The sequence below is a fragment of the Pseudomonas sp. BN414 genome (assembly GCF_029871275.1).
Classification (GTDB): Bacteria; Pseudomonadota; Gammaproteobacteria; order Pseudomonadales; family Pseudomonadaceae; genus Metapseudomonas; species Metapseudomonas resinovorans_C.
The window spans coordinates 339,899-358,184 of record NZ_SSOL01000066.1 but is presented as its reverse complement, the minus strand read 5'-3'; the positions used below and the strand labels follow the sequence as shown (position 1 = coordinate 358,184).

The following is an 18,286-nucleotide window of genomic DNA, read 5'->3' as shown; positions in this document are numbered from 1 at the left end:
CGATGCCGACGCTGGTCGCGAAGTTCACTGCAGTGATGCCGAGCGCAGCTATGTTCATCAGGTCCTGACCACCCACCGGGTCGGAGTCGAAGTCAAGGATGCTGTCGTTACCGAACCCCGCGGCGAACACGAACGTATCATTGCCCAGACCACCCACCATGGAGTCATTCCCTGCTCCACCGGTGAGCACATCAGCACTGGCACCCCCAATGAGACCGTTGTTCAACTCATTGCCCGTGCCGTTGAATGAACCGCTGCCGAGGAACATGAGGTTCTCGACGTTGGCGCCTAGCGTATAGCTCGACAGCGTCGTCAGGACAGAATCGGTGCCACCAGCGTCAAACTCGATCACCGTGTCCAGGGCATTGTCGACGCCGTAGATATCGTCGCCGCCACGACCAACCATCGCATCTGCGCCCCCCTCGCCGATGAGGACGTCGTTGCCAGCCGCCCCAAAGAGGCTGTTGCTCTGGTCATTGCCGAATCCAGTGAACGAACCGCTACCGATGAACTCGAGCATCTCGACGTTGGCCGCCAATGTGTAGCTCGACAGGATGGTCAAGGCAAAGTCAGTGCCACCGCCGTCAAACTCGATCACATTGTCCAGGGCATTGTCGACGCCATAGGTATCATCCCCACCTCCACCGACCATCGCATCCGCCCCCTCTCCACCGATGAGGAAGTCGTTGCCAGCTCCGCCAAAGAGGCCGTTGTTCAGTTCATTGCCGAAACCGATGAACGAACCACTGCCGATGAACTGAAGGATCTCGAGGTTGGCCGCCAACGTGTAGTTCGGCAAGATGGTCAACACCATGTCGGTACCACCACCGGCGGACTCGTTCACCAGGTCCAGGGCATTGTCGACGCCATAGGTGTCGTTGCCGGCACCACCGGCCATCGTATCTGCACCGTCTCCACCGATGAGGAAATCGTCACCCGCGTCACCGTTGAGGGTGTCGTTGCCGAGCGCCCCCCACAGGACATCGTTGCCGTCACCACCGTTGGCTATATCATCACCCACTGTGCCGAGGAAGGTATCAGCACCCACCCCACCACTGAACAACGCCCCCACCAGCCCGGTCGCCGCCGACGCTACTGAGTTGTTGAACCCACTGTCATCGACGTAGCTGGTGACCACCCGCAGGAACAGGCCGGCCTGCGCTGCACCCGGGGTGAAGTTGGCCGTATTGGCCCCCGGGATATTGGTGAAGGTCACGCCGTTAACCGACGACTGCCACTGGAAGTTGAACACCGACGTCGTCGTGCCATCGACGTCCTCCACCGTACCCCGCGAGGCCGTCAGCAACTGGCCCTGGGTCGGCGTGATATCGCTGATCACCGGCGCACCGGTCGGTGCATCGTTGGTCTGCGTGGCCGAAACCAGATCGGTCACATTCGACAGCACGGTCTCCAGTACACCATTGGCGTCCTTGTAGATGGCCATCACCCGCAGGGCCAGACCGGCCAGGTCTTCCGTGATGCGGAAGGTCCGGCCAGTGGCGCGGGCCACCTCACCGGCGGCGACGGAGACGATGTCTTCGAAGATGCCGGTACCCGGGTTGGTTTCCACCTGCCAGTAATAAGACACCGGACCGGTGATGGCGCCACCGGCGTTGTCGGCGTCGGTGACACCGGCCAGGGACGCGCTCAGCAGCGAGCCGACCTCAGGCGTGCCATCACTGATGCTCACGACGCCCACCGGGCGCGCATCGGTGCCGGACAGGTCGAGGATCCCATCGGTGAACTGCAGGCGTTCGATGCCGGTCAGGCGGTCGGTGCCGTCACGGCCGACCACCCGGTCGGTGATGCTGACCGAACCATCGGGGTTGACGGTGAAGTCGTACTCGGACGAAAGCCCCTGATAAGCCGCGGTATCCAGCGCCGCAGCTCCCTGCAGGATCTCCCGCACGATCACCAGTTGCCCCGGTCTGTAGGTGCCGTTGACCATCAGCGACACCATGTCGGTCATATTGTTGAAGCTGGCGATCTCCGGACCGCTGCCATCGACGTTCTGGCGCACGCTGATGCGTACGTTCAGCCACTTGTCGCCATCGATCAGGTCATCGCCACCCCGTCCCATGATGATGTCGCTGCCGCTGCCGCCGAGGATGATGTTGCCACCGTCGAAGAAGGTGACACCGGCACCCAGGAACTCCTGCAGCCCGGCGATCAGGCCGATGTTGGTCAGCACGCTGCCCTTGGCGCCTGCCGTCGGCAGGCTGGTGGCGTCGGAATCGTCACCACTGAGTACGTCGCCGAACGCCGAGCCCGACAAGCCTTCGACGAAGTCGAAGCGGGCCAGCACCGAGGCACCCGAGCCCGGTTGTTGCGGCTGATCGAAGAAGCGATCGCTGATGTCGATGGTGACGCCGCGGGTATCGTTCTTGAAGGTCGCCCAGTCGTAGCCGGAAGACCCGATGTAGCGATCACCCTGGCCAGCGCTGCCGACCATGATGTCGTCACCGCCCTCGCCGTTGAACTTGTCGTTCTCGCCGCTGCCGATGTAGACGTCGTTGCCGGCGATCGGGTCGTTGCCGGCCGGATCGAAGTTGTCGCCAGGGGCGCCGTCGGAGGTGCCGGCTTCCAGCCAGTCGTCCCCTTCGTTACCCATGTCCTGTTCGTTGGCTTTCGAGCCCAGGATGAAGTCGTTGCCCTGGCCACCGAAGGCTTCGCTGGCGTCCTCACCGGTAATGATGAAGTCGTTGCCGAAGCCACCGAGGATCAGGTTGACGCCATTGCCGCCCTGGATCACGTCGTTGCCGTTGTCACCCTTGATGTTGTCGTCGCCACCCACGTCCGTGATGATGTCGTCGCCGTCGCCACCATTGATGAAGTCATTGCCGTAGCCGCCATCCAGACGGTCGTTGCCGCCGTCGCCATAGAGGGTGTCATCGCCCTCGCTGGAACGCAGGATGTCGTTGCCTGCACTGCCGCCAAGCACCACATGGTCGGCGCCGCGATACAGCAGGTAGTTGGTATCGGTCCCGGGAGTGTCCGGGTTGTCGCGAACCACCAGCGGCAGCAGTGGGTTGTCACCCAGCGGGTCGGAGTTGCCGGCAATGCCGTCTGCGCCAACCACATCGTCTGCGGTGCCCTGGATACCATCGGCCCCGGCCTCGTTGAGACCGGTATGTTGCAGGGCCTGGGTGACCTCCAGGGTGAAGGCCGGGGTCAGGAAGACCACGCCCGGCAGGTGGGTGGCGGTGGTGTTGGCCATGATCAGCTTGGCGAACGAGTTGCCTTCCAGCTCGGCATTGAAGTTCAGGCCGGCGGTGCGCTCCAGGTAATAGAAGCGGTCACCGTCCTGGAGTTTCTCCAACTGGTTCTCGAACACGAAGTTGAAGGTCGAGCCGAGCATGCCGCCGAACGGTGTGACTTTCTCGGCCAGGCCGCCGATCCAGAAGTCCACCAGGTTCAGGCCGGTCTCCACCCCGGTCCAGGCGCCAGTGCCATTGAGGAAGTCCAGCCGGTCGGCCGGTGCTCCAGCACCGCCGAGGACGATGGCCGTGGCCGCTGCGCGTTTCTCGGCCAAGGTCGTTGCCGTCACATCGATGGAGTCGTGGGTGCCGTACGCCGCGATGAAGTTGATCAGCGACTCCGGATGCTTCAGGTGCATCACCATGTCCGCCCAACTGACGTAGGGCTTCAGGTTGGCGTCGCCGGTGGCTTCGTAGAACTGCGCACGAGCATGATTGAGCGTTGCCACGCCGGTATCACGACCCCGAGCGATGTTCAGTGCGGCGAGGTCGAGCGGCAGGCCCACCAGGTTGTTGCGCAGGGCCTCGGTGACGAACTCGTCGATCTGGTTGCCCACGGTGCGCGTCACGCCCCGGATGATGGCGCTGGTGGCGTCTTCCGGAGTCAAACCGCTGGCAGCATAGGCCAGGGGGTTGAGGAAGGCGGCGATCAGGCCCAGTTGCTGGTCGTTGGTCGGGTGCAGCGGATCGACCGTGACCGGGTTGAAGTTGGCGTCGAAGCGGTCGACCGTCTCGGTCAGCATCGAGTGGCCGAAACGGTAAACCGTGTGGGCGAACTCGGCGACGATCGAGGGATCGAGGTTGACGTCATAGACCTGGGTCGGCGCGAAGAACGGGTCGACGTTCGGCTGGATGGTCCGTGCGAACTCCTCGAACACCAGGTGCTGGTACTGCATCTCGGTACCGAACTTGGCGGTCTGGAACAGGCGCTCACCGTTCCATTGCAGCGCTGCGATCTCGCCAGCGGTGATCGGGAAGGTAGCCGGCGCCGTATCCGGCAGCAGCCACTCGGCAAGGAATGCCAGGTCGTTGCTGGCCAGCACCGTGGACTTGGTCTGCGCCACCAGGCGGTTGTGCTCGGAGTGGAAGATCGCGTGTACGGCGGTCAGGCCGATGTTCTCGTTGACCCGGCCGTCACCGGCCATGTAGTGCGCGTCGAGCAGCTCGTTGTCGTAGGTCCCCGCTGCCGGCGGGGTTCCCACGTTGACGATGTTGTCGGCGTCAGCGGTCAGGCCACCGGTGGGGTCGGCACTGTGGGCGATGTCGATGAGGAACTGGTGACCGGTGCTCACCGCGCCGGTCAGGCTGATCCCAAGACCGCCGTTGGCGGTCGGGTCGCCTTGGACCAGCACATCGTCCGCAGTACCCGGCAGACCATCCGGACCCACGAAGACCACCATCGGGAAACCATTCGACCCCTTGATGAAATTGCCGTAGTCGTCGGTGGCCAGCAGCGGCACATCGAACACGTTGGCATCGGTCAGGTTGATCCCCAGCATGTCGCGGGCCTGGGCCTTGACCACCGCCCAGGTGGCCATGCCGCCGATTTCCACATCGTCGGCGGTACCGAACTGACCGTCGGCACCCAGGTTGCGGTTGGTGATCAGCTCACCGGTGGCCACCGGACCATTGGCCGTCATCACGTACTCGCGCAGGAACACCTGGTGCGACGGGTGCGAGCTGTAGGTCTGGTTCTGGTCGACGAAGGGCGAGGTGGTGTTCTCGTTCTGCCCGGGTACGCCGCCCACCTGGGTGGCGCGAGTCAGGACCATGAAGTTGGTCGGACTACCCACCACGAAGCGCGGATCATCCGGCTGCAGCGGAATGAAGACCGTGCCGCTGCCACCCTTGGTCACCAGGTCCAGACCGTGGTCGAAGAACTGCCCGAAGAAGGTCATCCAGGCGTTGAACGGCGCGGTCAGACCGGCGTCCGGCATGGTGTTCGGGATGAAGTTCACCTGCTGGTCATCGGCCGTGCCGAACAGGCCATCCAGGCCGGGGCTGGTCACCAGGGTGGAGCCATCGGTACCCGCCGCGGCAGCGACCGCCGCCGGGTTGTTGTTGGTCTGGTCGACGATCAGGTTGGAGATGGTACGTGGGTCGCTGTCCACCACGCTGGTGGAGGAGTTGTAGTTGGTGTTGGTGACGCCGTTGAAGGCAGCCTCGTCCTGCTCATTGGTGAACTCCGGCGGCAACAGGCGCGGGAAGGTGTTGTCGGCCGCACCGAACTGGCTCTGGTCGATACCGGAGAAGTTCAGCAGGTTGTTGAACTCGCCGGTGACGGTGCGCAGGCCCATGGAGGCGCGGACGTTGGGCAGCAGCGACAGCAGGTCTACACCGGACGCATGGGCTTCGGCAATCTTGATCTGGTCAAGAATGAAGTTCAGGTCTCCGCGCACCAGTTGGATGCCGGGACCGCTCTGGGCGACACCGGGCCCCGGGTCGACCACCAGGGTGGGCGGCGGCGGGGTGAAGGCTGCCACGGCAGCGGAAGGCGCGGAGAACACCTGCTCGGTCACGCCGTTGGCATCCTGGTAGATGCCCTTGACCCGGAGCGAAAGGCCCGCGAGGTCCGGAGTGATCCGGAAGCGGATGCCGTTGGCGCTCTGGAAGGCCAGGTCGCCCGCCGGTGCGGCAATGATGTCCTCGAAGACGCCGGTGCCCGGATTGCGCTCGACCTGCCAGACGTAGTTGACGTCGGTAATGTCACCGCCGGGGTTGTCGTTGTCGTTGATCCCCGCAGCCGAAACCGTGAGGAAATCGCCCACTTGCAGGCCGCCGCCATTGGCATCGCTGATGGTCAACAAACCCGTCGGCTCGGCGTTGAGGCCGGCGACCAGCACCTGGCGGGCGTCGGAGAACTGGATCCGCTCGACATTGGTCAGGCGGTCGATGCCGTCACGGCCAGCCACCGAGTCAGTCACAGTGAACGAGCCATCAGCATTGGCGACGACGGTGTATTCGTCGGCAAGCCCCTGGTAATTGGCAGTGTCGAAATCAGCACCGCCGTTGAGCAGCTCACGCACGGCCACCAGTTGGCCGGGGTTGAAGGTGTGGTTCAGCATCAGCGGGATCAGGTCCACCATGCTGTCGAAGCTGGCGATTTCCGCACCAGTGCCGTCTGCGTTGGCACGTACGCTAATGCGCACGTTCAGCCACAGGTCGCCATCGATCAGGTCATTGCCGCCACGACCTTCCATGATGTCGCTGCCGCCACCGCCAAGGATGATATTGCCGCCGATGAAGGTATCCACCAAATCGTCGGCGGTGCCGAGGATGGCGTCTGCACCGACCGAGGCCTGGTTACCGAGGAACGCCCGCAGGCCAGTGATCAGGTCAAGGTTGGTCAGCGCGCCGCCAGTGGCGCCGCCGTGGTTGATGATGGTGGTCGGATCGACGTCGTCACCGCGCAGGATGTCGGCGAAATCCGAACCCGAAAGGCCTTCCACTTCGGCGAAACGGTCGAAGATCGAGGCCGGCGACTGGGCCACGGGGAAGGCGATGTGGTCGCCCACTTCACCGATGCCGAGGAACGCGGCCAGGGCCAGGTCGACGGTAACGCCAATGTTGTCGTTCTTGTAGGTGACCCAGTCATAGCCGGACATGCCGTCCATCTTGTCCTGGGCATCACTGCCGACAAAGATATCGTCGCCGCCCTCCCCGATCATCTCGTCGAAGCCGCCACCGCCGATGAACACGTCGTGGCCGATCACGTTGTCAGCCAGCAGGGGCGCGAAGTTGTCGCCGGGCGCGCCGTCCTGGGTACCCCATTCGATCCAGTCATTGCCCTCGTTACCGGTGGGCGGCAGGCTGGTCTTAGCGCTGTAGATGAAGTCATCGCCCTGGCCGCCGAAGGTGGTGGACATGTCTTCGCTGGTGACGATGAAGTCCTTGCCGTTGCCGCCAAGGATCAGGTTGCCGGCGCCGCCAGCCATCATGTTGCCGACGTGGATCACGTCGTTGCCGTCGCCACCTTCCATGCGGTTGTCGCCGCCGGCATCGGTGATGATGTCGTCACCTGCGCCGCCCATGACGGTGTCGTTGCCGTAGCCGCCCTCCAGCACATCGTTGCCGCCATCGCCGTAGAGGGTGTCGTCACCGTCGCCGGAAATGATGGTGTCATCGAGCGCGGTACCGCCGAGGACCACGTGGTCTTCGCCGGTGTAGCGCAGGTAGTTGGTTTCCACGGCGGCAGTATTGGGATCGTCGCGCATCACCAGCGGGGTGATAACCACGCCGTTGATGACGATGCCGCCGAGAGGGTCGGAGTTGCCGGCGATGCCATCGGCACCGACCACATCGTCCGCCGTGCCCTGGATACCGTCCGGGCCGGCATCGTTGAGTCCGGTGTGCTGGGCAGCCTGGTTGACCTCGAGGGTCCAGGTCGGAGTGGAGAAGATCGCATTCGGCAAGTGGGTGACGTCGGTGTTGAGCATCACCAGCTTGGCGAAGGAGTTGTTCTCCAGCTCGGTGCCGAAGTTCATCCCCGCGGTGCGCGACAGATAGTAGAAGCGGTCGCCGTTCTGCAGGGACTCCAACTGGGTCTCGAAGACGAAGTTGAAGGTCGAGCCCAGCATGCCGCCAAAGGGCATCTTCTCTTCGGCCAGACCGCCGATCCAGAAGTCCACCAGGTCCAGGCCGGTGGTGGTCACGCCGTTGGCGGCACTGGCCCAGGCGCCCGTGCTGTGCAGGAAGTCCAGGCGGTCGGCCGGCTCACCGGCACCACCCAGCACCAGCAGGGTCGCGGCCGCACGCTTGGCGACCAGGGTGGTGGCACCGGTGATGCTGGTGTGGGTGCCGTAGGCGGCAATGAAGTTGATCAGCGACTCCATGTGCTTGAGGTGATCGGCGAAGTCCACCCAGCTGGTATAGGGGGTCAGCTGTTCGTCGCCGGTCATCTGGAAGAACTCGCGACGCGCCGCGTTCAGCGACGGGACACCGGTGTCGCGGCCACGGGCGATGTTCAGTGCTGCCAGGTCAAGCGGCAGACCCACCAGGTTATTGCGCAGGGCCTCGGTGACGAACTCGTCGATCTCATTGCCCACGGTGCGGGTCAGGCCACGCACGATGGCACCCGCCGCCGCTTCGGCGCTCGGGCCGCTGGCAGCATAGGCAAGCGGGTTGAGGAAGGCCGCGATGAGGCCGATCTGCTGATCGTTGGTCGGGTGCAGCGGGTCGGCCGTGATCGGGTTGAAGTTCGGGTCGAAGCGGTCGATGGTCTCGGTCAGCATCGAGTGGCCGAAGCGGTAAACCGTGTGGGCGAACTCGGCGACGATGGACGCATCGATGGTGGTGTCATAACCGGACGGCGCCAGGAATTCGTCGACCTGGGGCTGGATGGTCCGGGCGAACTCTTCGAATACCAGGTGCTGGTACTGCATCTCGGTGCCGAACTTGGCGGCCTGGAATAACCGCTCGCCGTTCCAATCCAGTGCGGCGATCGCCGCGGGCGTGGTGGGGAACACGGCGGGTGCGGTACCCGGCATCAGCCAGGGAGTCAGCTCGGCCAGGTTGCCGGAAGCCAGCAAGGTGGACTTGGTCTGTTCCACCAGGCGGTTGTGTTCCGAGTGGAACACATGGTGCACCGTGGTCAGGCCGATGTTCTCGTTGACCCGGCCGTCGCCGGCCATGTAGTGGGCATCCAGCAGTTCGCCGTCGTAGGTACCGGCCGGCTGTACGCCACCGATCACGCCATTGTTGTCGCGAACCAGGCCGGCTGCGGCCGAGGGGTCGGCGCTGTGGGCGATATCGATGAGGAACTGGTGGCCGGTGCCGACCGCATTGGCCAGGCTGATGGGCGCCAGCGGATTGCCTTCCACCAGAATGTCGTCAGCAGTGCCGGCGAGGCCGTCGGCCCCCTTCATCACCACTTGCGGGAAGCCGTTCGGGCCCTTGATGAAATTGCCATAGGCATCGGTGGCCAGCAGCGGCACATCGAACACGTTGGCGTCGGTCAGGTTGATCCCGAGGATGTCGCGGGCCTGGGCCTTGACCACCGCCCAGGTAGCCATGCCGCCGATTTCCACGTCGTCGGCGGTGCCGAAGGCACCATCGGCGCCCAGCGAGCGGTTGGTGATCAGCTTGCCGGTAGCGTGTGGATGGCCGTCTGCGCCGATCTCGTAGGCACGCAGGAACACCTGATGCGAGGGGTGCGAGCTGTAGGTCTGGTTCTGGTCGACGAAGGGCGAGGTGGTGTTCTGGTTCAGGCCGGGGCCGCCGAACTGGGTGGCGCGGGTCAGCACCATGAAGTTGGTCGGGCTACCGGCGACGAAGCGCGGGTCGTCCGATTGCAGCGGGATGAAAATGATGTCGTTGCCGCCCTTGGTCACCAGGTCCAGACCGTGGTCGAAGAACTGCCCGAAGAAGGTCATCCAGGCGTTGAAGGGGGCCGAGAGCCCGGCATCCGGCGCGACGTTGGGAATGAAGAAGGTCGGTGTGTCATCGGCCGTGCCGAACAGGCCATCGAGGCCAGGACTGGTCACGATCTGGGCGCCGTCCTTGAGCACATCGTCGGCGGTTCCGAGGGTCCCGTCCACGCCAGGGTCGAAGGCAGTCGCGACGGCCGCCGGGTTATTGGCCGTCATGTCGACAATCAGGTTGCTGATGGTGCGCGGCTGGGAGTCGATCACCGTGCCGGTCGTCTGCGCGTAAGACGTACCGGCATCGGCTGGCCGGAACACCGGGTCCAGCAGGCGCGGGAAAATGTTATCCGCAGCGCCGAATTCGGTCTGCCCGGCGAACAGATTGTTGAACGAACCATCGATGGTGCGCAGGCCGAAGGGCACCTGCACGTTGGGTAGCAAGTCGCGAAGGTCTTCGCCGGAAGCGTGTGCTTCAGCGATGAGAATCTGCTGGAGGATGAAATCCAGGTCCGCGAGGTTGAAATTGGCCATTTTGCTGATTCCTCAATTCCGACTGCGTAGGGGCGTGCGCCATGGCAGCAAGGTCAGGCGCCACGCTTTCGACTTGACTTCGGGATTTGGGGGACTAGATGACGCCTACCTTGAAGCGACGCTGGTGCTAGCGCAGTTCATGCTCTTCAGCAGGAGGTTCTATCCCTGAAGGTGCCGGCAATATGTACCGGCACAAGGGTCAACGACCCGGTGGGCCGTGATACTCGGAGAGATGTGAAGAGATGGGCGGAATCGCCCCCTGGAATGAAGCTGGATGGACAGTGCTCATGACGTTCTCCCTAGCTTTTATTGTTTCCCGGCTAAGGCTGCAACGCCCTCACGATGCAGCTGCCCACGACACGAAACAATTTCTTACATACCTGACTAAAGATTCGGCCAAAAACACTGTCAAGCGACCGTCATTCCTACGGTTTTTGCTCTTTTTGATGAGTTAACTCGTTGTTTTTTAATACTTTAAAACTGAAACATGTGCTTACAAAGATGAGAACAATACGCCATTACGGGGCCATCCCCACCCTTTTCGGGGCCATCACCCAACGCTGAAAAGCCCGTTCTAGAGCCTTACAATGATCCATCTTCCGTTGATCCGCTGTTTGCCACCGCCCGGAAGCACCAGGCAAATGCTTGCAAAATCCGCGAATAGGTGAGTCAAAAAACCGTGCTTTTTGCCTGAAAGGGGGCTTTTGTGTAGGAGCGAGCTTGCTCGCGAAAAGAGGCGGCTCAGAAGCGAAAGGGGCGGCTCAGAAGCTTCGCGAGCAAGCTCGCTCCTACGGGGGAGACGCGGGGAATAGATATCAGGCCAGACGCACGCTGGGAGTACGACTCACCACTTCCAGTTCGCCGATCTTCTCCAGCCGTGCCCGCACGATGTTGCGGCTGATGCCCAGCAAGCGGGCGGTCTGCAACTGGTTGCCGTGGCAGAAGCGGTAGGCGGTGCGGAACAACCGTTCCTCGATCTTCTCGTAGAGGTCCGGCTGATTTTCCTCGAACAGCGCTTCCAGCGCGGCCTCGAGTCCAACGGGCTGTAACGGCACGTCCTGGCGAGTCGAGGCCAGACGCAGGTCCACCAGTTGCAGGTCGCCGGGTTGAACTTCGCGATTGCGGCAAACCAGCAGGGCGTGGTGGATGGCGTTCTCCAACTCGCGGATATTGCCCGGCCAGCTGTGGGCGAGCAGCTTGCGCTCAGCCCCCTCGCTCAGGCTCGCCGGGGTGTAGCCGAGTCGCCGCGAATGTTCGGCGAGGAAGAACTCCGCCAGGGGCAGGACATCGCCCTTGCGCTCGCGCAGCGGCGACAGCTTGATGCTGGCCACATGCAGCCGATAGAACAGGTCCTCGCGAAAGTGCCCCGCCACCACGGCATCCGCCAGGTTCACGTTGGTCGCCGCCACCAGGCGCACATCGATGGGAATCGGCGTGCGCGAGCCCAGCCGTACCACCTCCCGCTCCTGCAGCACTCGCAGCAGCTTCACCTGCATGTTCAGCGGCAGATCGCCGATCTCATCGAGGAACAAGGTGCCGCCGTTGGCCGTTTCGAACCAGCCGGCCTTGGCTTGGGTGGCACCGGTGAAGGCGCCCTTCTCGTGGCCGAACAATTCGCTTTCCACCAGGGTTTCGGCAAAGGCGCCGCAATTCACCGCCACGAACGGACCGCCAGCGCGGCGACTGAGATTGTGGATATGCCGGGCCACCAGCTCCTTGCCCGTGCCGGTCTCGCCGATGATCAGCGCATTGGCCTCACTGGGTGCCAGGCGCTCGATGCGGCCGAGCAGTTCCTGGGAAGCCGGGTCCTTGAAGACCAGCACGGTGGCCCGCACCGACTTGGTCAGTTCACGGGCATTGGGGAGAGTAAGCAGAGACATGGTGCATTCCTGGCAGCCGATAGCGCAGGGAAATGATGCCCGAACACATATAGATAAAAAAATTATTGATTGATCTTTATATATTCTTATTTCGCATATAAGCATTATCCGAATGCCCGCAGAGGTGTTGCCTCAGCAACACTTCATCAGCACAACTGTTGCCCATTCACCAGCAAAAAAGCGGAAAACAGCGCTGAACTGCCCTGATTCAGCACACTTTGCGCCTTGGTACGCCCTTTGCTCTGTCCTGCTGCACACAGAGCAACATCACAAGGGATTCCCCATGACCAAGCCGATCAAAGTGGTCGCTGTCACCGGCAGCACCTTCCGTCCTTCCCGCACCCTGGTCCTGACCCAGGCCATCGTCGCCGAACTGGGCCAGCACCTGCCTATCCAGAGTCACCTGATCGAACTGGGCGACATCGCCCGCTCGGTCGGCGGCGCCCTGTCCCGCAAGGAACTGCCGGAAACCGTCGAGCATGAACTGCGCACCATCGAGTCCGCCGACCTGCTGGTGGTGGCCACCCCGGTCTATCGCGGCACCTACCCGGGCCAGTTCAAGCACCTGTTCGACCTGATCGACCAGAACGCCCTGATCGACACCCCGGTGCTGCTCGCCGCCACCGGTGGCAGCGAACGCCATGCGCTGGTCCTCGACCACCAGCTGCGTCCGCTGTTCAGCTTCTTCCAGTCGCTGACCCTGCCCATCGGCGTCTACGCCTCCGAGTCCGATTTCGACAACTACCAGATCAGCAGTGACGCGCTGAAAGCCCGCATCCGCCTCGCCGCCGAACGTGCAGCGCCTCTATTCCCCGGCGCTGCCGCCGACCTGCTGAAGATTGCCTGAAGGACCTGACATGAACGTTTTCTGGTTTCTCCCCACCCACGGCGATGGTCATTTCCTTGGCACCAGCCAGGGCGCCCGACCGGTCTCCCTGCCTTACCTCAAGCAGGTGGCACAGGCCGCCGACAGCCTCGGCTACTACGGCGTGCTGATCCCCACCGGCCGCTCCTGCGAGGACTCCTGGGTGGTGGCCTCGGCCCTGGCACCGCTGACCGAACGCCTGCGCTACCTCGTGGCGATCCGTCCGGGGATCATCTCTCCCACCGTTTCCGCGCGCATGGCCGCGACCCTCGACCGCCTTTCCGGCGGCCGTCTGCTGATCAACGTGGTCACCGGCGGCGACCCCGACGAGAACCGTGGCGACGGCATCCACCTGAGCCACGCCGAGCGCTATGAAGTCACCGACGAATTCCTGCGCATCTGGCGTCGCGTGTTGCAGGGCGAGTCGGTCGACTTCGAGGGCAAGCACATTCAGGTGGAGAACGCCAAGGCGCTCTACCCTCCGCTCCAGCAGCCCTACCCGCCGCTCTACTTCGGCGGTTCCTCCGATGCGGCCCATGACCTGGCTGGCGAGCAGGTGGACGTCTACCTGACCTGGGGCGAACCACCTGCGGCAGTGGCGAAGAAGATCGCCGATGTGCGCGAACGCGCCGCCCGCCACGGCCGCACGGTGAAGTTCGGCATCCGCCTGCACGTGATCGTGCGCGAAACCGCAGAAGAAGCCTGGCGCGCCGCCAGCAAGCTGATCGAACACATCTCCGACGACACCATCGCCGCCGCCCAGCAATCCTTCGCCCGCTTCGATTCCGAAGGCCAGCGGCGCATGGCCGCGCTGCACGGTGGTCGCCGCGACAACCTGGAAATCGCCCCCAACCTCTGGGCCGGCGTCGGCCTGGTGCGCGGTGGCGCCGGCACCGCACTGGTGGGCGATCCGCAGCAGGTGGCGGAGCGCATCAAGGAGTACGCGGACCTCGGCATCGAGAGCTTCATCTTCTCCGGCTACCCGCACCTGGAAGAGGCCTACCGCTTCGCCGAGCTGGTGTTCCCGCTACTGCCCGAGCCCTACGCGAGCCTGGCCGGACGCGGTGTGACCAACCTCACCGGTCCCTTCGGCGAGATGATCGCCAACGACGTGCTGCCCAAGACCGCCGCCGCCCGCTGATCCGCCCACGCCCCTTCCCGGCGAAGGGGCGATGCAACGACAAGAAATCCACCTGAAGAGGTAATCCGCGTGAATGCCCCGCAGCATCTCACCCTCCCCACGCCGCTGCAGATCGCCCGCGAGCTGGCGGCCGGCTTCGCCGAATCCGCGGCCGAACGCGACGCCCGTGGCGGCACGCCCAAGGCCGAGCGCGACGCCATCCGCCAGAGCGGCCTGCTGTCGCTGATCATTCCCGAGGAACACGGCGGCCTGGGTCACGACTGGCAGACCACCCTGGATGTGATACGCGAGTTCGCCCGAGTGGACAGTTCCATCGCCCACGTCTTTGGCTTCCAGCACCTGATGCTGGCCACCGTGCGGCTGTTTTCCCGCGCCGAACAATGGCAGCCCTGGTTCCAGCTCACCGCACGCAATCGCTGGTTCTGGGGCAACGCCCTGAATCCGCTGGACACCCGTACCACGGTGAAGAAGTTCTCCGGCTGGCGCGAGTTCTCCGGCAAGAAGAGCTTCTGCTCGGGCGCACTGGATTCGCAGATGCTGATCGCCTCCGGCCTCGACGAAGAAAGCGGCAAGCTGCTGATCGCAGCCATCCCCACCGCCCGCAGCGGCATCAGCCTGGCGGATGACTGGGACAACATGGGCCAGCGCCAGACCGACAGCGGCAGCGCCCTCTTCGAGCGCGTACGGGTCGAAGAGAACGAGCTGCTGCTGGACCCGGGCCCCTTGAGCACGCCATTCGCCTGCCTGCGCCCGCTGATCGCCCAGCTGATTTTCACCAACATCTACCTGGGCATCGCCGAAGGCTCCTTCGAGGACGCCCGCGCCTACACCCTCAAGGAGGCGCGGCCCTGGTTCAAATCGCCCGCCAGCCATATCGGCGAAGACCCCTACGTCCTGGCCCACTACGGCGAGTTCTGGGTTGGCCTCGAAGGTGTTCGCGCCTTGGTGCAGCGCGCCTCCAGCCTGCTCGACGCCGCGTGGAACCAGGGACCCGACCTCGGCGAGGCCCAGCGCGGCGAACTGGCCCTGGCCATCGCCACCGCCAAGGTGGCTGCCACCCGGACCGGCCTCGACCTGTGCAGCCGCCTGTTCGAAGTCACCGGCGCACGCTCCACCCACGCCGCCCTGCGCCTGGATCGCCACTGGCGCAACCTGCGCACCCAGACCCTGCACGACCCGGTGGACTACAAGGTCCGCGAACTGGGCGAGTGGGCCCTCAACCAGACCCTGCCGAAGCCGACCTTCTACTCATGAAAGCACCGCGCCAAGCCTCTTCCAACCTGCTCACGCTGCCCCCCTCCCCGGCCCTGGCCACTTCGGTCAGGGCCACCGCCCAGGTATTCGAGGACCCCAAGTCCCAGGCCCTGCTGGCGCACCTCCAGCAAGTGGCACCGAGCGAGGCCAGCGTGCTGATCATCGGCGAGACCGGCACCGGCAAAGAGCTGGTGGCGCGCCATGTGCACAACCTCAGCAGTCGCCGTGACGGCCCCTTCGTGGCGGTCAACTGCGGCGCGTTTTCCGAATCCCTGGTGGAAGCTGAACTGTTCGGCCATGAGAAAGGCGCCTTCACCGGCGCCCTGGCGGCCAAGGCGGGATGGTTCGAGGCGGCCAATGGCGGCACCTTGTTCCTCGACGAGATCGGCGACCTGCCGATGCCCATTCAGGTCAAGCTGCTACGTGTGCTGCAGGAGCGTGAGGTGGTGCGCCTCGGCTCGCGCAAGAGCATTCCCATCGATGTTCGCGTGCTGGCGGCCACCAACGTGCAACTGGAAAAGGCCATCAACGCCGGGCACTTCCGCGAGGACCTCTACTACCGACTCAACGTCGTCAGCCTGGAACTCAGCCCGCTGCGCGAGCGCCCCGGCGATATCCTGCCGCTGACCCGCCACTTCATAGACGAATACAGCCGGCGCCTGGGCTATGGCCGCAGCGAGCTCAGCCCCGACGCCGAACGCAAGCTGCGCGGCTACTCCTGGCCGGGCAATATCCGCGAGCTGGAAAACGTCATTCACCACACCCTGCTGATCTGCCGCGATGGCGTGATCCAGGCAGCCGACCTGCACCTGTCCAACTTGCGCATCGACCGCCCGGAAGAACTGCGCGGCGTCGAAGGTGGTGCCGAGGCGCAACTGCAACAGGCCTTCCAGCGCCTGTTCGAAGAACAGGCTGGCGACCTCCACCAGAAGGTCGAAGACGCGCTGCTGCGCGCGGCCTATCGCCATTGCCACTACAACCAGGTTCACACCGCCAACCTTCTTGGCCTCAGCCGCAACGTCACCCGCAGCCGCCTGATCGCCATCGGCGAGCTGGTGGTGAGCCGGCGCGGCGCGCAGCGTATCGATGGCCAGCGGGAAGTGCAGTTGTCGGTGTGAAAGCTCAGCTCGGTAGCAAGGTGCCGACGGGCAGCGAATCCGGGGCGTCGCACTCCCCCGTGCCGGGAGGGGAATCGTCCTGGGCGCTGACCGGTTCATCCTCGGCATCCAGGCCGACGACGCCCAGCACGCGGTAGCAGTCGACGTCGGCCTCCAGGGGGATGGCGAACAGCCGCACGGTCTCCGGAAGCGCGAACCGATGTACCTCCTCACCGATGGCGACGCCATTGCGGAAGGCCTGCAAGTACAGTTCCGCGGCCACCGCCACGCCCTCCTCGTCGCGGCTCAACACGCCGACGAGGCTGTCTTCTTCGTCAATGAATTGCTGCCAGTGTCCACGCAGGTGAACGTCCGCCGCCTGCACCGGGCCGACTGCCGACAGCCCGAACAGGCCGCAGAGCGCCAGGCCCAGAAAGCTCACGTCCATCAGCGACTACTCAGCTGGCCGTAACCTTCCGGGGTCGGCAGGCCGAGCCATTCCTGCCAACGCCGCAGGTCGCCACGCGCATTCTCGAACAGGGCGCTGGCCTGCATGTTGTCCAGGGATTTCACGCACTCTTCCAGCGCGGCGTCCTCTCGCAGGCAGGGGTTGTCAGGCGGCAACTGGGTGCCCGCCAGGTACGAAACCAGGAAGTAGGTCGCCGCGTTGTCATTGGGGAAGATGTGCTTGCCGCCGGTGCGCAACCAGCCGCGCAGGGCTTCAGTGAGGTTGTCGGCATAGGCCTTGGCGTCGGCGGTGAAATCGACCTGGGTGCAGTCCTTCAGGTACAGGCTGCTGGCGCTGTCGTCGGAGACCTTGCCGAAAACAGTGCAGTAGAGATCCACATATTTGCCCTCGACCACCGGTTCGGAGTATTTGCGCGGATCGCTGTGCAGCTCCGCCTGCACGTTCAACTGCGGATGGGCGCCGGGCAGTTCCAGGACCACGTCGTCCGCGTAGTCGACCCGCACGCCCAGGACCTCGCCGGTGACGATGAGCTTGCGACCTTTGAAGAACGGGTCCACTGCATCCTCGTCACCTTCGTAGAACTGCGCCAGGCGCGAGCTGGGCATGCGCTCCACCGGGTTGACCATGGCCAGCGCGTTCAGCGCCGACTTGCCCCCATCCAGGGCGACCAGGTAATCCTGCTCCATGATGTGTCGGAAGAAATTCAGGGCGCCCGAATTCACTTCCGGATGGTCCGCCGCATCCTGTCGCGTTGAGGCTTCACCCTCGGAGTAGATGCGCTGTGGCACGGGGGTACTGGTCAGCTCGCGGGCGGTGGTGGTGATGTGCAGGCCCAGCAGGAACAGCGGCACCGAGAGCACGACCACAGCGACGCTGCACCCTTTTCCGGTAAGGCTTTCGATTGCCCGCCAACTGGCGGGACACAGCCAGATCGCACCGGAGAGCATCAGCAAGCCGCCGATGACGGAGTTGCACATGACCCCGAACGAGACGGCCACCAGGACCGAACAGACGATCCAGCAGATCAGCCGGATGACAGGTACGAACTTCATTCAACGCCCCTTCTGGTAGCAAGACAGGCCCCGGATGTTCAGGGAGGCCCGAGCCCCCTCGGGTCATCGACCTCGGGACGAGTGGATTCTTGAAGGGGGAGCGGGGAAATCAAAATCAGCAATCTTCATTTGCTGTTAGCGGCGTGGTGCGGCTTTGAACGGAGCAGCACGTGCCTTCGTGGCTTCCGCACTGGCCTGACACCGCCCTCTCCCCCGGCCCCTCTCCCGCAGGCGGGCGAGGGGTGACTCGCGCCGGCGGCTCCGTACTTTCCCGGGGGCAACCTTCCTGTGGGGGCGAATTCATTCGCTAAGCAGGCCGAAGGGCTGCCCTGATACCCCGAGCTGCCGGTAACCACCCTCTCCCCCGGCCCCTCTCCC

The 18,286-nt window shown here is 64.0% G+C and carries 8 protein-coding genes; 4 read left to right on the top strand and 4 right to left on the bottom strand.

Annotation, left to right across the window (positions count from 1 at the left end; translation table 11 throughout):
- Window positions 1-10,150 (bottom strand): peroxidase family protein (locus E8E95_RS15910; RefSeq protein WP_280351742.1); only part of this gene is annotated, 10,150 nt, incomplete at its 3' end.
- An 815-nt stretch (window positions 10,151-10,965) separates the two neighbouring features.
- Window positions 10,966-12,030: a sigma-54 dependent transcriptional regulator gene (locus E8E95_RS15905; RefSeq protein WP_280351739.1), complete on the bottom strand. Its 1,065-nt coding sequence runs from the start codon at window positions 12,028-12,030 to the stop codon at window positions 10,966-10,968.
- 283 nt (window positions 12,031-12,313) lie between these two features.
- Here E8E95_RS15905 and msuE point away from each other — a divergent pair, with 283 nt between their 5' ends.
- The 4 genes from msuE to E8E95_RS15885 all read left to right on the top strand — a co-directional run bounded on the left by msuE (window position 12,314) and on the right by E8E95_RS15885 (window position 16,408).
- Complete coding sequence (gene msuE / locus E8E95_RS15900) at window positions 12,314-12,877, top strand: FMN reductase (RefSeq protein WP_280351737.1); 564 nt, start codon at window positions 12,314-12,316, stop codon at window positions 12,875-12,877.
- Window positions 12,878-12,887: 10 nt separating this feature from the next.
- Complete coding sequence (gene ssuD / locus E8E95_RS15895; protein ID WP_280351735.1) at window positions 12,888-14,036, top strand: FMNH2-dependent alkanesulfonate monooxygenase; 1,149 nt, start codon at window positions 12,888-12,890, stop codon at window positions 14,034-14,036.
- A 69-nt stretch (window positions 14,037-14,105) separates the two neighbouring features.
- A complete protein-coding gene (locus E8E95_RS15890; RefSeq protein WP_280351733.1) occupies window positions 14,106-15,290 on the top strand; it encodes an acyl-CoA dehydrogenase family protein in 1,185 nt (394 codons plus the stop codon).
- Window positions 15,287-16,408, top strand: coding sequence for a sigma-54 dependent transcriptional regulator (locus E8E95_RS15885; RefSeq protein ID WP_280351731.1), 1,122 nt, complete (start codon window positions 15,287-15,289; stop codon window positions 16,406-16,408). The genes E8E95_RS15890 and E8E95_RS15885 overlap by 4 nt, the downstream gene beginning before the upstream one ends.
- A gap of 4 nt (window positions 16,409-16,412) precedes the next feature.
- Here the strand turns inward: E8E95_RS15885 and E8E95_RS15880 are convergent, their stop codons facing one another.
- On the bottom strand, window positions 16,413-16,835 hold the full coding sequence (locus E8E95_RS15880; protein ID WP_280351729.1) for a hypothetical protein: 423 nt from the start codon (window positions 16,833-16,835) through the stop codon (window positions 16,413-16,415).
- Window positions 16,835-17,908 carry a hypothetical protein gene (locus tag E8E95_RS15875; protein WP_280351728.1) on the bottom strand — a complete coding sequence of 358 codons (1,074 nt, stop codon included), beginning with the start codon at window positions 17,906-17,908 and terminating at the stop codon, window positions 16,835-16,837. The genes E8E95_RS15880 and E8E95_RS15875 overlap by 1 nt, the downstream gene beginning before the upstream one ends.
- Window positions 17,909-18,286: the final 378 nt, after the last annotated feature.

What these genes read in the sequence shown, in the direction of transcription:
- E8E95_RS15875 (WP_280351728.1), bottom strand. Translation starts at nt 17,908, where the DNA reads ATGAAGTTCGTACCTGTCATCCGGCTGATCTGCTGGATCGTCTGTTCG.
- E8E95_RS15885 (WP_280351731.1), top strand. Translation starts at nt 15,287, where the DNA reads ATGAAAGCACCGCGCCAAGCCTCTTCCAACCTGCTCACGCTGCCCCCC.
- E8E95_RS15905 (WP_280351739.1), bottom strand. Translation starts at nt 12,030, where the DNA reads ATGTCTCTGCTTACTCTCCCCAATGCCCGTGAACTGACCAAGTCGGTG.
- msuE (WP_280351737.1), top strand. Translation starts at nt 12,314, where the DNA reads ATGACCAAGCCGATCAAAGTGGTCGCTGTCACCGGCAGCACCTTCCGT.
- E8E95_RS15880 (WP_280351729.1), bottom strand. Translation starts at nt 16,835, where the DNA reads ATGGACGTGAGCTTTCTGGGCCTGGCGCTCTGCGGCCTGTTCGGGCTG.
- ssuD (WP_280351735.1), top strand. Translation starts at nt 12,888, where the DNA reads ATGAACGTTTTCTGGTTTCTCCCCACCCACGGCGATGGTCATTTCCTT.